Here is a 14,895-nt window from a genome sequence, read left to right as displayed (position 1 = left end):
CTCCTTTGAGTTATGAGAAATGGTCATTACATACGTAATATTCGCTTCTCAGCCAAGAATTATGCGCAAGGTTTCTTACTCTGTACTTAGGTTAACCATCCACCGTTCGGACTTATGATTTGACCCGTAATATAACTGGATTCCGGCAGCGCAAGAAAATACACAAGCGAAGCAACTTCGTCAGGCAAAGCAAACCGACCAACCGGAATTTCATTGGCAATCGCTTCCTGATCATCTGATTGGAAACCAGCCATCATTTCTGTATGTACTGCACCAGGCGCTACTGCATTCACTGTCACACCAGAAGGGGCAAGCTCCTTCGCTAATGCCTTGGTGAAGGCATTCAACCCACCTTTGGCTGTTGAATAAACAACCTCACAGGAGGCACCTGAGATACCCCATATGGAGGATACATTAATGATACGGCCATACTTTTTCTTAATCATCGCGGTCATGAAGGTTTGTGTACAAAGGAAAGCTCCTTTGAGATTGATATCCATAACCAAATCCCACTCGTCTTCGCTTAAGTCAGAAAGCAACCCATAGTGAGAAATTCCAGCATTGTTCACAATAATATCGGGAATCATTTCTTTTTGTTCAATCTTTTCTTTCATTTTATTGATTTGCTCACGAGATTTTACATCCGCGGATACGGTCAGCACCTTGGCGCCATGCTTTATACAAGATCTAGCGACTTCATTGGCAGCTTCGTGGGACTCGCGGTAGTGAATGACAACATTCATCCCTACCGCGGCAAAACGCTCAGCAATTGCTGCGCCAATCCCCCTGCTAGCTCCCGTGATGAGAACCGTTTGTTCACTGAATGGCTTAGGCAAGGTCACGACAGCTCACGACTTTGCACAATCGATACGGCAAGTTTGCTCCAATCAAAATGCTCGCGGAACCGACGGTTAACATCCTCAAGTGAAATCTGTTCGTAAACAGGCAGTATATCGAACAAATCGATATCTTTGAAGCGGTATTTAGTAAATTCATTTGCGATGGATTCCGGTGAGTTCATCATCCTTAGGAAATTGCCAATTTTCTTCTTGCGACTTCGTTCAAAGGTTACCTCATCGAGACCGGAAGCCTTAAGCTTCTCAACCTCCTCGCGAATGCGAGCTACAAGTTGATCAGGATCTTTGGTATCTCCGCCAAGAATAGAGAAAGCATATCCCTCACTACAGTTATATTCATGACCAAAATTATCTGAAATCAACTGCTCGTCATATAGTGTTTGATAAATATCAGAGCTTGAACTGAATAAAATATCCAGCATTAATTTTGTCGTCAATTCTCTAACTAACAATGCTTTACCGCTTACGGCAGGTGCAGATTCCTTAAATCCCATTAAGCATTTAGGCATGGACACTGGAAGCAGTGTCACTCTGCGGGCTTCCTTCACATCTAGTGGCTCTTCTGGAAAAAATCTTTTGATATTTCCTTGTGGAGGAAAGGTTTTGGCGGCTTGATTTGTTTTGACTAACGAAATGACCTCTTGCGGATCGACTCCGCCTACCACAAACAAGCTCATATTACTCGGGTGATAGAACGTGTGATAGCACTCGTATAATGTTTCCTTTGAGATTTCAGCAATTGATGCCACAGTACCAGCAATATCAATATGGATTGGATGCTTAGCATATAAGGATTCAATTAACCCATAATAACTTCTCCAGTCCGCATTATCTTCGTACATCTTGATCTCTTGACCAATAATCCCCTTTTCCTTTTCTACATTTTCATTTGTAAAATAAGGATTTTGCACAAAATTAATTAATGTCGTTAAATTTGTCAAATAGTGATCTGTGGATGAGAATAAGTACGCCGTCCGATCAAAGCTTGTAAAAGCGTTGGCCGATGCGCCGTTTGAAGCGAAAGTAGCAAAAATATCACCTTCTGGCTCCTCGAACATTTTGTGCTCTAGGAAATGAGCAATTCCATCCGGAACTTTAATCGGCTCTTTCCCTTCAACTTGGAAAAAGTTATCAATCGAACCGAATTGGGTTGTGAACGTGGCATATGTCTTCTGGAAACCTTCTTTGGGTAGAACAAACACATGTAGCCCATTATCAAGCTGCTCGTGATATATGGTTTCACCCAGATGTGGATAAGGAATAACCTGCATTGTCTACTCTCCCTTCTGATCCCGTAAAAAGTAAATCGTGTCCAGTTGAACTCGCTTAGCTGCTTCTGCAATGGCCGGAATATCTACCTGTTCCACAGATTCAATTAAACTCGAAACCGTACGTTCTTTTCCAGATAAAATAGTATTAAAGTCAAATGAGATTAATTCAAATGCGGAATCTTGAATTTCGCGCAGCTGATTTGCAATCATGGCTCGTGTTTGACTTAGTTCAATATCATTGATCTCACCTTGCTCCATAGCTGTGAGCTGTTTACGAATAATAGCAACCGCTTTCTCATAGTTTGCCATTTCAATGCCTGATTGAATCGTCAAGATGCCCTTGTGTCCATCAAACCGAGAAGAAGCATAATAGGCAAGACTGGCTTTCTCACGAACATTAATAAACAATTTGGAGTGCGGATAACCGCCCAGAACTCCGTTATACATAAGGGCTACAGGATACTTCTCATCTCGATATGAAATATTTGTGCGCAGTCCCATATTCAGCTTACCTTGATTAACATCCAATCGTTCAACGATCGTATTCACATCTCCTGAAGTCCCCCGCGGAGCAGATGTTACGTATCCGACATTCTCATTACGTTCGATGGAGAACGCCTGCTTAACAATGGCTTCTACTTCAGAAAGCGTCGTATTCCCAACTACATAAATGTCAATGGGAGCAGTTTGAAGCCACAGTTTATATTGTTCGTAAAGTTGCCCGGGTTTGATATGGTCGAGGTCATCAATTTTACCCAATGGGTGAAGCCGATATGGATCATCGCTACACATTTCTTCGATGCAACGTTCAGCTGCGTAACGAATTTTATCGTTTATCACAGATTCTATCCGCTTCTGGAGAGTCTCCTTCTCAGCATCGACATATTTATCGCGGAAATGCCCATCCTCAAGCGCTGGCCGTGTCAATGTTTCCCCTACAAATTCGAGCCCTTGCTTTAATAAAGATTGTGCAGACTTCACGAAACGGTCATTAATGATATCCATGCGAAACTGCACAATCTGATAATCGCCCCGTTTGTAAATGTCAAAACCGAAGCCAGCACCATATAAATCATCTAAATACTCCCGAAATTGCTGTGTTTCTGGCCGTAATTCTGTTCCTCTGCGCAGGACAAAAGGTGTTAACGCAGTATTCGTGACCGTCTCTTCCTCTAAGGGACGGCCTATGTATACGGAAATGGCAAACGTTTTAAACCGATCTGTCGGCAGAACATGTAAACGAATGTGATTCCATGTGCTGCGCTCAAATTGTATATGCTTCAAAGGTCGGTCTCCCTTCTATGTGCGTGATATAAAACCATTATATTCCTATACGAAGAGGAGAAGCAACCAAAGTTGGTTCCTTCTCCTTGTCTATTTCTAAATTATTTACAAAAAATATGCTTCCCAATATTTTTGACCTGCGGTCTGCTCCAAATCCATTTGGAGGTTGCCGTTGCGGGGTTGAAATAATAAATACATCCCCCTGTAGGATCCAATCCGCCCAGAGCTTCCTTAACTGCCTTTTTTGTCGATTCGCTTGGTGTTAGCCAAATTTGGCCATCGGCTACGGCTGTGAAAGCGCCAGGCTGAAAGATAACACCAGAAACCGTGTTAGGAAAACTAGGGGACTTCACACGATTCAAAATAACGGCTGCTACGGCTACTTGCCCTATATAAGGCTCTCCGCGCGCCTCCCCATTCACGGCATTGGCCATCAAATTAATATCCTGCTCTGACAAGCCAAGGTTGTTAGAAGGCAACATATTAGCTGGCTTTTGGTTTGAAGCTGCATTTTCTGAGTCACCTTCAGTTTTCCCTTCTGAAGCTGTCGGTGGTGCGGTAGGTTTCCAATCCTTTGTTGCTTCCCAAAGCTTAAGCTTGGTTTTGGCCCCTACAATGCCATCTACTTTCATCCCAAACTCACCTTGGAATCGTTTCACTGCAGTTAATGTTTTATACCCATAATCACCGTCTATACTGCCGTTATAAAAACCTATGAACTTCAGTCGGCCTTGCAGCTCTCTTACATCTGCTCCTGTAGCTCCATAACGCACTTCATTTTTACTGAACGTTTCCTCTGTAGGTGGATTGAACTTTCCTTTCAACTGAAAAGCGACAACCAGAACGAAAACAATACAAAATGTCAGTACAATTAATCGTTTATTCATTCCCCTTCTCAACCTCACTTTTCAAATTACAGCCTTTTCTTGCTTATTATGAGAAAGGGAGTCTATGTTTATGCAAACAAAAACACTCTCCACGGCGGAGAGTGTTTCTCAATCTTCTAATTAAGCTAAGAACTGATACGATTATGATGATATTGTTCAATCGACATCAGCACTTCTCGAGGCTTGCTACCTTCGTAGGGGCCGACGACCCCTTTCGCTTCCATTGCGTCAACAAGCCTTGCAGCACGTGTATAACCGACTCTCATGCGTCTTTGCAGGAGCGAAACGGAGGCTTGCTTGGCTTCCAGCACAATTTGAACAGCCTGGTCATACAGCTCGTCCTCAAATTCGTTCTGCTGCTCCGGCATTTCTTCCACATGCGGGACCATTTCTTCTTGGTAATTGGCCTGCTCTTGGGTTCGAACAAAGCCTACCACATGTTCTACCTCTTGGTCAGATAAAAAGGCCCCTTGCACACGAACCGGCTTGGATGCACCTACTGGCAAATAAAGCATATCGCCTCGGCCTAATAGCTTCTCGGCACCAACCATATCCAAAATAGTCCGTGAGTCCACTTGAGACGAAACACCGAACGCGATACGCGATGGGATATTCGCTTTAATAACCCCCGTAATAACGTCAACGGATGGCCGTTGTGTAGCGATAATCAAGTGAATTCCTGCTGCACGGGCCATTTGAGCAAGGCGGGTTATAGAATCTTCTACATCGTTTGCTGCGACCATCATTAAATCGGCTAACTCGTCTACGATAACAACGTAGTAAGGAAGAGGAGCAGCTGCGCCACTTTCCGTGAGCATCGCATTGTAGCCTTCGATATTTCTCGTTCCGCTCTTCGAGAACAATTCATAACGTTTTTCCATCTCAACGACGACCTTCTTTAGTGCGAGCGATGCTCTTCGAGGATCAGTCACAACAGGCGCCAGAAGATGCGGAATCCCGTTGTATACATTCAATTCGACCATCTTCGGATCGATCATCAGGAACTTCACTTCGTTAGGCTTTGCTTTATACAAAATACTCGTAATAATCCCATTAATACAAACAGATTTACCTGACCCCGTTGCGCCGGCTACAAGTAAATGCGGCATTTTAGCCAAATTCCCAACAATCGGTTGTCCGGAGATATCACGCCCTAGCACAACAGATAGTCGTGAGCTGGATTCCTGAAATGCTGAAGTTTCCATGACTTCACGCATGGTAACAATCGAAACTTCCAGATTCGGCACCTCAATGCCGATCGCAGATTTACCGGGAATCGGTGCTTCCATCCGAATATCCTTGGCGGCGAGCGCCAACGCGATATCATCCGTTAAGGAAACGATTCTGCTGACCTTCACGCCAACGTCGGGCTGAATCTCGTAACGTGTAACCGCTGGGCCTCTGACGACCTCCAGCACTTTAGCACGTACACCAAAGCTCTCCAAGGTAGCTTCAAGCTTCCTAGCATTCGCTTTATAGTCGGCCATCTCACTACCTTTGCCGACAGCGGGCTTCGCCAGTAAATCAAGCGAAGGCATCTCATATGGCCGAGTTTGAACGATCGGCACATTTTCCTGAAACTCTAGTGAAACGGGCTCATCCTCAGTATCAATTGCCCCTGCCCCAGGCTTAGAGACCGGAGTTGTCGAGGCACCAGAAGGATGAATGACAGCCTGTTGCGCTTCTTGAAACACCTGTTCTTGAAAGTCACGTATAATCGGCGTGACCGGTTGATCCTCAGATGGTAATCCGGTTTCATCACGCTTGTCACTTGGTTTATAGACGACTTGCTCGGGAGCATCTGAATTTTCAAAGAATTCATCATCAATTGAATCACTCTCACCAGCTGCAGACTTTTTCCGATTTTCCTTTATAGGACGAAGCAGCTCCATAAAAAGGGGTGTTTTCTTCACCCGCTTCACAGGCTGGAAAACCTCTTCATCAAATTCATCATCTACAGGAACATAGGAGGTTTTCTTTACTTTTCTTGCACTAGCGCCTGCAGCAGCCGTTTGTGGTTGACGTGTTTCGCGATCCTGCAACCACTCTTTCATTCTATCTTTAAAATTTTGGCCAACGTTGCTGAATCTGCCTCGAATGATATTCCCTATATCTACATAAGAAATGCCTGTTGCCAGTATAAAGCCCATAACAAAAAAGGCATATTGAATTAATCTTGCTCCCAAATAATCGAACAAAAAATACAAGACGCTATACAACATAGCGCCAATCATGCCACCACCAATACCATGTTCGAGTGCCGCTCTACCTGCATCCGTTGGATATAGACCTTCCAACATCGCACTCCATGTCGAGGAGACAATTTTACCTGACGTGAAACCGCCATCTGGATATAATTGAGCGAACAAATCAATATGATTCTTAATCAGAAGTCCAAGAACGAACAGCAAAATGCCTGCTTTCTTGGCTGTTACCAACTGAGGCCATGCTCTCTTGATCATTGCATACAAGGCCACATATATGAAAATCAGCGGTATTAGCGAATACCACGTTCCCACAAAAAATCGAAAAAGGTAAATCAGCGAATTCCCGACATGCCCTTGATGAGCAAGTGCAATGACGGAGAAAATCAAGATGAGAATACCATATAACTCGAATAACAAGCTTGTTTTTAAAGCCTTGCCTTTTTTCTTGCGTTTCGCCACGCTTGTCACCCCCAAGTCCACATTATACCATATTTGGCTTGAGTGATGATACAGGAACAACGCTTTATATAGGTAAAGTAGCCTCAACTACAGGACTATAAGAAATTATAGTTCCAGGGGCATATCGATCGTTCAAATAATCCTGAGGATTGCAGCTATACAGCCTAACTATTCGTGCCTGAAAGCCACCAATCGGTTCGATTTGCATCTTAACCCCACCCTGATCTATCTCTAAAAATTTCGGTTCATAAGTCTCCATTCCTTGAAAAATCACATCCATGGGTAAAACGGAGTAATGTATCATTGTACAATGCCTCCGTTAGCAGTTGCTTTCTTAGCATCTATTCGTAGATTGAGCTCTCGGATCGCATCACCGATGCCCCCCACTTGATTAATCAAGCCATATTTAACGGCATCTCCACCAATAACCGTGGTCCCAATATCCCTTGTCAACTCCCCGGTCTTAAACATTAACTCCCTAAACTTCTCTTCCGTTACGTTCGAATGCTTCGTTACAAACCGCACAACACGTTCCTGCATTTTATCCAAATATTCAAATGTTTGCGGCACTCCGATAATTAAGCCATTTAATCGGATTGGATGAATTGTCATGGTAGCCGATTCGGCAATAATCGAATAGTCCGCTGATACTGCGATAGGAACACCTATGCTGTGCCCGCCACCTAGTACTAAAGCAATCGTTGGTTTCGATAGTGTTGCGACCATCTCCGCGATGGCTAGTCCTGCTTCAACATCTCCTCCTACCGTATTTAAAATAATCATAACGCCTTCGATCTTAGGATTCTGCTCAGCAGCTACTAATTGTGGAATTAGGTGCTCATATTTGGTCGTTTTATTTTGCGGAGGGAGAACGATATGTCCTTCCACTTGTCCAATAATCGTGAGGCAGAAAATATTAGATTCACCTGAAAGCGTATTGGTTTGACCTAACTGTTGAATGTTTTCGAGGGCTTCGTTTTTCTTACCTTCCTCTGTCCCCGGTTCTTGCTGTTTCGGTTCTGTTGGTGCTGCCACTGACAATCCCCCTTAGAGTTTTGCTTCAGCAAAACTGGCTTATTAAGCATGACCTGATTTTGCTATTAGTAAAACAGGTTTATGCTTTTCATAATCTCCCATAGTATGAATAATCTTGCGCACTTTCATGCATCATTCTAATACCTTTGAACAACATAAAAAAAGCTCCCTCCAGTGATGGAGGAAGCTTTGCTATTTGCATAGGTTCAAGTGACTGTTCGAGCCTAGACTTCCATGATAATCGGAAGGATCATCGGTCTTCTTCTGGTTTGTTCATATAAAAAGCGTCCGAGAACATCTTTCACATTTGTTTTTAAAGATGCCCACTCATTTACATTTTCATTCATTAGTTTCGTTAATGTATTTGTTACGATACGATTGGCTTCTTCCAAGAGACCCTCAGATTCACGTACATACACGAATCCGCGAGAAATAATATCCGGTCCGGATAAGATTTTGCCATCTTGTTTGCTGAGTGTAACTACGACCACGAGGATTCCGTCCTGAGACAGTAACTTACGGTCACGCAACACAATGTTGCCTACATCTCCTACGCCCAGTCCATCAATTAGAATGTTGCCGCTTTGAACTTTAGATCCTTTGCGAGCAACGCCATTTTGAATTTCTACCGTGTCACCGATATCGCACATAAATATATCTTCTTTAGGAATGCCGACAGACTCGGCAAGAATGCCATGTTGACGCAGCATGCGGTATTCACCATGAATCGGAATAAAGTATTTAGGTTTCATAAGATTGAGCATTAACTTCAATTCTTCTTGACTCCCGTGACCTGATACGTGTACACCAGTAACAGAACCTGGACCATAAATCACATTAGCGCCAATACGGAACAGCTCATCTACGGTACGGCCTACATCGCGCTCATTCCCTGGAATTGGCGTAGCGGCAATAATGACCGTATCACCAGGTAAAATATCAACTTTACGGTGGGTAGAACGTGCCATTCTTGTAAGAGCTGACATCGGCTCGCCTTGGCTTCCTGTGGAAAGAATGACAACACGATCAGCGGCAAGCTTGTTAACTTCCTCCGGCTCAATCAACATACCATCCGGAATGTGCAGGTATCCTAACTCACTGGCAATCGAAACCACATTAACCATGCTTCTTCCGATCACTGTGACTTTACGATTTGTTGCCGCAGCTGCATCAAACACCTGTTGAACACGGTGAATATTAGATGCAAATGTCGCAATAACAACTCTCTGCTTAGCTTTACGGAATACTTCTTCAATTTCAACCCCAACACTGCGCTCCGAGCCTGTGTAACCAGGACGTTCTGCGTTCGTACTGTCAGAAAGCAAGGCAAGAACGCCTTTCTTCCCAATCTCTGCCATACGATGTAAGTCCGCATATTGATCATTAACAGGGGTTTGATCGAATTTAAAATCACCTGTATGAACAACAACGCCTTCAGGTGTATCCAAAGCGACACCCACTGAATCTGGAATACTATGATTGGTTTTGAAGAATGATGCTGTAAGAACTCCTAAGGAAAGCACAGATTCCGAATTAATAAGGATCCGGTTCGTAGTACCGAGCAAATTCGCTTCCTTCAGCTTCGCTTCGATTAGTCCCATTGTAAGCTTAGTCGCATAAAGCGGAACATTTAGATGCTTAAGCACATAAGGTAAGCCTCCGATGTGATCTTCGTGGCCGTGAGTAATGATAATGCCGCGTACTTTATCCCGATTCTCCGTTAAGTACCCGATATCTGGAATGACAATATCGATTCCCAGCATGTCCTGCTCTGGAAATTTCAAACCACTATCAATGACAATGATATCGTTCGCATACTGAACACAATACATATTTTTTCCGATTTCGCCCACGCCGCCAAGAGCGAAGATCAAAAGTTTATCAATATTTTTTTTGGACAAGAATATACCTCCTTCTAAGATTGGACGACGAATTTTAAATGAAAAACCGAACTAGTCACTTGCAACCATTATACATGAAAAAAAACAGCAAATACAAGTTAATACCGATTACATTAGTTTCCCCCAAAAAAGAAAACCGATGCCGGAAGCACCGATTCATTAGGCGTTATCATACAAAAAGTGATTGGATGAATTGTCCTTCTTGCTCGGATACGCGAACCAACGGAAGTCTTACGCCTCCTGTTTGAATGCCTTTCAGTGCGAGAGCATGCTTTATTGGAGCAGGACTCGGTACACGGAAAATGCCAGTAAAAACAGGATGAAGCTTACGATGAAGTTCTGCCGCTTGCTGAATGTTACCTTCTAAATAATACTTTATCATAGATTGCATTTCTTTTCCAATCACATGACTTGCAACACTAATAATTCCCTGACATCCTATCGCAAGAGCAGGCAACGCACTGCTGTCATCCCCGCTGTATACAAGGAAATCAGAAGCTGCACCATTTAGTATACGTGTCAATTGATCCGTGTTTGCGCAATCTTTGGTAGCTACGATATTAGAAATTTGGGATAGACGAATCGTTGTCTCCGCATCCACATTCACACCCGTGCGTCCAGGTACATTATATAGCATAATCGCCACCTGAACAGACTCAGCGATTGCTTTAAAATGCTGGTACAATCCTTCTTGTGAGGGACGGTTATAATAAGGAGCTACGATCAGTAAAGCATCGACCCCAAGTTTCTCAACCTTTTGGGAAAAATGAATGGTGTGCGCGGTATCATTACTTCCTGTACCTGCAATGATCTTACAGCGCCCTCGGGCATAACGGACGGATAATTCGATAAGCTTCAGTTTCTCATCATCTGTTAACGTTGGCGCCTCTCCGGTCGTCCCACAAATAACGAGGCTATCCGACTGCTGCTCTTCGATCAAATAGTTAATTAGTGGTTCTACTTGGTCCCAATTGACTTGCAATTGCTCGTCAAACGGGGTGACCATAGCTGTAATTACTCTTCCAAAATCCACCATTTACACCTCCTGAGTCACATATTTTCACTTATTTAAATTGAATTTATGATGTAATGCTTTAACGGATTTTATCATATCCTCACCTTGAACAAGCACCCAAATCGTTGTATTCGAGTCGGCTGATTGAAGAATTCGTATGTCTTCAACAGTTAATGCTTCAACAATATGTGCCATAATACCTGGTACGCCGTTCATACCGCCGCCGATAACAGAAACTTTTGCACATCCACTCAAAGCCTTTGGCTCATAGCCTTGACTTCTAAGCAGTTTAACTGCACGCTCTGCTTCATGATCAAACACCGTATAAACAACAGCCGAGGGATTGACATTAATAAAATCAACGCTAATCTGATGCTGCGCCATCGTTTTGAAAACACGAAGCTGAAGATCGAATTGCCCTTCAACTGCAGCGACCTGAATTTGAGTAATATTCGTAAAATGTGCAATTCCCGTAACGAATCGATCCTTCACTTGGCTCATTTCATTAGGAATGCTGTCTGTAGCTGTGACTAATGTTCCTTCTTCCTTCGAAAACGTCGATCGCACACGTATAGGAATATTAGCATGCATGGCTACTTCTACAGCACGAGGATGAATCACCTTAGCACCATTATGTGCCATATTGCAGATTTCAGCGAAGCTTACACGAACAAGTGGTTTCGCATCCTCAACGATCCTTGGATCTGCTGTCATAATGCCATTTACATCGGTAAAAATATCCACAATTTCAGCCTTAAGTGCTGCACCAAGAGCAGTAGCAGATGTATCACTACCTCCGCGTCCCAGTGTTGTCAGCTCATCTTGACTCGTTTTACCTTGAAATCCAGTAACAATGACAACTATATCCTGTTCCAACAATTCAAGGATACGGTTAGGCTGCATAGCTACAATCTTGGCGTTGCCATGCTCGTTATTCGTAAGAATACCAGCTTGCCCACCCGTCAAAACCGTAGAACGAATACCTGATGCTTGTAAAATACTACACAAATGTACCGCAGAAATTAACTCTCCGCAACCCATCAGCATATCGAGTTCCCGTGTTTGCAGCCCCTCCCCGTTCCTTCGAACGAGGTCAAGGAGCGTGTCAGTGGCATAGGGTTCTCCTTTTCTTCCCATCGCGGATACAACAACAACTAATTTATAATGATTAATTAGTGCATCTTGAATATGACCAATAACGTGTTCTCTGGCTTGTGCAGTGGAAAGCGAAGTACCTCCAAATTTTTGTACAAGGATTCGCATGAGTTTCCCCCATATTCACTGCTTGATGATATCGCAGTAAAGCGATTATTGTTCTATAGCAATATATTCAGCAATTTGCACAGCATTCCAAGCAGCGCCCTTCAGAAGGTTGTCAGAAACAATCCACATATTTAGTGCTTTTGGATTGCTCAGATCGCGACGCACACGGCCAACGAAAGTTTCCAGTTTACCAGCTGCATCTGTGGCAAGTGGATACTGCTGCTCTGCAGGATTGTCGACAAGAACAATACCAGGGGCATTAGCAAGCAACGTCTTCACTTCTTCTACGTCGAAATCTTCTTTTAATTCAACATAGACCGATTCGGAATGACCATAAACAACCGGGATACGAACGCAAGTAGCTGTAACTTCAATGGACTCATCGCCCATAATTTTTTTCGTTTCAAGAATCATTTTCATTTCTTCATTGGTAAAACCGTTATCGAGGAACTTATCGATTTGCGGAATCGCATTGAAGGCAATTTGGTGCTTCACTGGTAAAGAACCTACTGGCAAAATGTCCGGATTCGCGTCATTTCCTTCAAGTACTTCTTTCGATTGTCTTAGCATTTCATTAATCGCTTTGGCACCAGCCCCAGAAACAGCTTGATACGTAGAAACGATGATACGGGAAATCCCATAACGATCATATAAAGGCTTCAATGTAGCAACCATTTGGATCGTGGAACAATTTGGATTTGCAATAATCCCCTTATGCTCATTAATTTTCTCGACGTTAACCTCTGGAACCACAAGCGGTGTTTCAGGATCCATACGGTACGCACTCGTATTATCGATACAGATCGTACCCGCCTTAACCGCGTGAGGAGCTAATGCCTTCGTCACATCGCCACCGGCACTAAATAAAGCAATATCAACATCTTGAAAGCTTTCCGCTGTCGCTTCTTGCACGGTTACGTCTTGACCCTTGAAAGGAAGCTTTACGCCGGCTGAACGAGCGGAAGAAAGCAATTTCAATTCCTTGATGGGGAAATTCCGTTCTTCTAATAGACGGATTATTTGTTCTCCTACTGCGCCTGTAGCGCCTACAACTGCAACGTTAAAAAGTTTCTGGTTGGACATGTGCTGGACTCTCCCCTTCAAGATTTGTATATGAATTAGTATTGAAATCTCTCGATAATCATGGGCTGCAGTTGCTTTCCTTCAAGAGCAGCTTCACAAGCTTCCATAATCAAGTCCATCCGGGCTACCAACGAATTTGGCTTCGCTCCAGGTGCATCTTGACCATAAGGCACAAAATAAATATTTTTGGTAATAAGAAGCTTAGCGATATTCATCGCGTTTAAACCCAGTCCATCATTCGTTGAGATCGCTAAAACTAGCGGCCGTAAGTTTCTCATTTGCGCTTTAGCAGCCATAAGTACGGGACTTTCTGTCATTGCATTTGCTAGCTTACTAGTCGTGTTACCTGTACACGGTGCAATAACCATCACATCAAGCAGTTTGGATGGACCTAGTGGTTCTGCAGCTACGATTGTAGAAATAATATCGTTCCCTGTTATATCCTTTAACTGTTGCTGCCAATCAGCAGATTTGCCAAAACGTGTATCAGTTGTCATGATTGTATTTGACACAATCGGAATAACGCGTGCACCTGCATCTACAAATCTCTTAATCTGAGGCATGACTTCTTCCAATGTACAGTGAGAACCGGTTAATGCATAACCGACTGTTTTCCCTTGCCAATTCATTCCACATCGCTCCTGTCTTTGAAGTCTTCCTCGATCAGCTGACTCAGTGTGTTAGCCATGATGCGGCCAGCTGTTTTGGGGGCGACGATGCCAGGTAAACCGGGCGCTAGCATCGCTTTAATGCCTCTCTTCTCGGCAAATCGGAAGTCCGTTCCGCCGGGTTTAGAAGCCAAATCGATGATGAGCGCGCGATGTGGGATATTGGTAATAACTTGCGCTGTGACTATCATAGTCGGAATTGTGTTAAAAAGCAAGTCAATATTCCCCACTTCCGGGTACAGATCTTTCGTATAAAAAGACTGAAAACCCATCTCCCACGCCCTTGCAAAATGCTCCGGTTTCCTCACGCCAACCTTCACTGTAGCTCCTAATCCCTGCAGTGTTTTGGCCATTGTAAAACCCGTACGGCCAAAACCTAAAACCATACAAACGGAACCATGGATCGTAATATCCGTATTCTGGATCGCCATCATCAGCGCTCCCTCGGCTGTTGGAATGGAATTATAAATCGCAACATCGTCACGATCGAATAACTCCACGACTTCTATCCCATGTGCAGTACAAAGCTTCTTGAGATAACTCTTGGCCATTCCTGTGTACACCTTGGCATGCTTCGGCAGCGAAGCGATATGTTCGTCCGTCAGCCTTATTTCTTCGCTTGAGAATATTGATTCCACTTGTCCCGAATCATCCGAACCAACAGCTGGTAAAATAAGTACATCAATGGTTTGAAGCAGCACGGGATCAAGTTTAGCATTTGTAACACCGCTAAATTGCCTCCCTAGATTGTCAAAGCCAATTAATGTCACCGTTGCATCAAGCTCGGTAAATTTTTGAATTACTTCAAGCTGCCGGGCGTCCCCGCCCATGAAAGCAACCGAAATCCCAGTAAGCATTCTTGCTTACACCCCTTTCTCGGTCCGTTTCGATACGTTATAGTATGCGTTCGCCTAAGGATGGGTGCTATTCATTGAATAGTTCCTAAGAAACAAAAAAGAACCCCT

General features: G+C 43.7%; 13 protein-coding genes. All 13 read right to left on the bottom strand.

Annotated features, from left to right (window positions below):
* Nucleotides 1–86 precede the first annotated feature (86 nt).
* The 13 genes from BLT91_RS03685 to dpsA all read right to left on the bottom strand — a co-directional run bounded on the left by BLT91_RS03685 (nt 87) and on the right by dpsA (nt 14,787).
* Nucleotides 87–842, bottom strand: coding sequence for an elongation factor P 5-aminopentanone reductase (locus BLT91_RS03685; RefSeq protein WP_090816677.1), 756 nt, complete (start codon nt 840–842; stop codon nt 87–89).
* Complete coding sequence (locus BLT91_RS03680) at nt 839–2,128, bottom strand: EF-P 5-aminopentanol modification-associated protein YfmH (RefSeq protein WP_090816674.1); 1,290 nt, start codon at nt 2,126–2,128, stop codon at nt 839–841. Before BLT91_RS03680 ends, BLT91_RS03685 begins: the two co-directional genes overlap by 4 nt.
* A gap of 3 nt (nt 2,129–2,131) precedes the next feature.
* Entirely contained in the window at nt 2,132–3,412 is a 1,281-nt protein-coding gene (locus tag BLT91_RS03675) for an EF-P 5-aminopentanol modification-associated protein YfmF (protein WP_090816671.1), read from the bottom strand.
* Nucleotides 3,413–3,513: 101 nt separating this feature from the next.
* Nucleotides 3,514–4,299 carry a spore cortex-lytic enzyme gene (gene sleB, locus BLT91_RS03670; RefSeq protein ID WP_090816668.1) on the bottom strand — a complete coding sequence of 262 codons (786 nt, stop codon included), beginning with the start codon at nt 4,297–4,299 and terminating at the stop codon, nt 3,514–3,516.
* 125 nt (nt 4,300–4,424) lie between these two features.
* Nucleotides 4,425–6,965 carry a DNA translocase FtsK gene (locus BLT91_RS03665; RefSeq protein ID WP_090816665.1) on the bottom strand — a complete coding sequence of 847 codons (2,541 nt, stop codon included), beginning with the start codon at nt 6,963–6,965 and terminating at the stop codon, nt 4,425–4,427.
* Between the two features lie 64 nt (nt 6,966–7,029).
* On the bottom strand, nt 7,030–7,269 hold the full coding sequence (locus tag BLT91_RS03660; protein WP_090816662.1) for a YlzJ-like family protein: 240 nt from the start codon (nt 7,267–7,269) through the stop codon (nt 7,030–7,032).
* Complete coding sequence (locus BLT91_RS03655) at nt 7,266–8,000, bottom strand: ClpP family protease (RefSeq protein ID WP_254776763.1); 735 nt, start codon at nt 7,998–8,000, stop codon at nt 7,266–7,268. The genes BLT91_RS03660 and BLT91_RS03655 overlap by 4 nt, the downstream gene beginning before the upstream one ends.
* A 224-nt stretch (nt 8,001–8,224) precedes the next feature.
* Nucleotides 8,225–9,901, bottom strand: a complete 1,677-nt coding sequence (locus tag BLT91_RS03650; RefSeq protein WP_090816656.1) for a ribonuclease J — start codon at nt 9,899–9,901, stop codon at nt 8,225–8,227.
* Between the two features lie 169 nt (nt 9,902–10,070).
* A complete protein-coding gene (dapA, locus tag BLT91_RS03645; RefSeq protein ID WP_090817265.1) occupies nt 10,071–10,934 on the bottom strand; it encodes a 4-hydroxy-tetrahydrodipicolinate synthase in 864 nt (287 codons plus the stop codon).
* 27 nt (nt 10,935–10,961) lie between these two features.
* Nucleotides 10,962–12,179: an aspartate kinase gene (gene dapG / locus BLT91_RS03640; protein WP_090816652.1), complete on the bottom strand. Its 1,218-nt coding sequence runs from the start codon at nt 12,177–12,179 to the stop codon at nt 10,962–10,964.
* A gap of 45 nt (nt 12,180–12,224) precedes the next feature.
* Nucleotides 12,225–13,262, bottom strand: coding sequence for an aspartate-semialdehyde dehydrogenase (locus tag BLT91_RS03635; protein ID WP_090816649.1), 1,038 nt, complete (start codon nt 13,260–13,262; stop codon nt 12,225–12,227).
* 35 nt (nt 13,263–13,297) lie between these two features.
* Complete coding sequence (locus tag BLT91_RS03630; protein WP_090816646.1) at nt 13,298–13,891, bottom strand: dipicolinate synthase subunit B; 594 nt, start codon at nt 13,889–13,891, stop codon at nt 13,298–13,300.
* The gene (gene dpsA / locus BLT91_RS03625; protein WP_090816643.1) at nt 13,888–14,787 is read right to left on the bottom strand and encodes a dipicolinate synthase subunit DpsA; all 900 of its coding nucleotides are present in this window, start codon (nt 14,785–14,787) and stop codon (nt 13,888–13,890) included. The genes BLT91_RS03630 and dpsA overlap by 4 nt, the downstream gene beginning before the upstream one ends.
* Nucleotides 14,788–14,895 lie beyond the last annotated feature (108 nt).

Origin of the sequence: Paenibacillus sp. yr247 (assembly GCF_900103825.1) — a bacterium.
Lineage (GTDB): Bacteria > Bacillota > Bacilli > Paenibacillales > NBRC-103111 > Paenibacillus_E.
Note: the sequence above shows the minus strand (reverse complement) of the source record. Positions and strands in the feature narration are given on the sequence as shown.

Excerpts from the sequence above, each read along its gene's own strand:
- BLT91_RS03680 (WP_090816674.1), bottom strand. The coding sequence starts at position 2,128 with ATGCAGGTTATTCCTTATCCACATCTGGGTGAAACCATATATCACGAG.
- sleB (WP_090816668.1), bottom strand. The coding sequence starts at position 4,299 with ATGAATAAACGATTAATTGTACTGACATTTTGTATTGTTTTCGTTCTG.
- BLT91_RS03660 (WP_090816662.1), bottom strand. The coding sequence starts at position 7,269 with ATGATACATTACTCCGTTTTACCCATGGATGTGATTTTTCAAGGAATG.
- dapG (WP_090816652.1), bottom strand. The coding sequence starts at position 12,179 with ATGCGAATCCTTGTACAAAAATTTGGAGGTACTTCGCTTTCCACTGCA.
- BLT91_RS03635 (WP_090816649.1), bottom strand. The coding sequence starts at position 13,262 with ATGTCCAACCAGAAACTTTTTAACGTTGCAGTTGTAGGCGCTACAGGC.
- BLT91_RS03630 (WP_090816646.1), bottom strand. The coding sequence starts at position 13,891 with ATGAATTGGCAAGGGAAAACAGTCGGTTATGCATTAACCGGTTCTCAC.
- dpsA (WP_090816643.1), bottom strand. The coding sequence starts at position 14,787 with ATGCTTACTGGGATTTCGGTTGCTTTCATGGGCGGGGACGCCCGGCAG.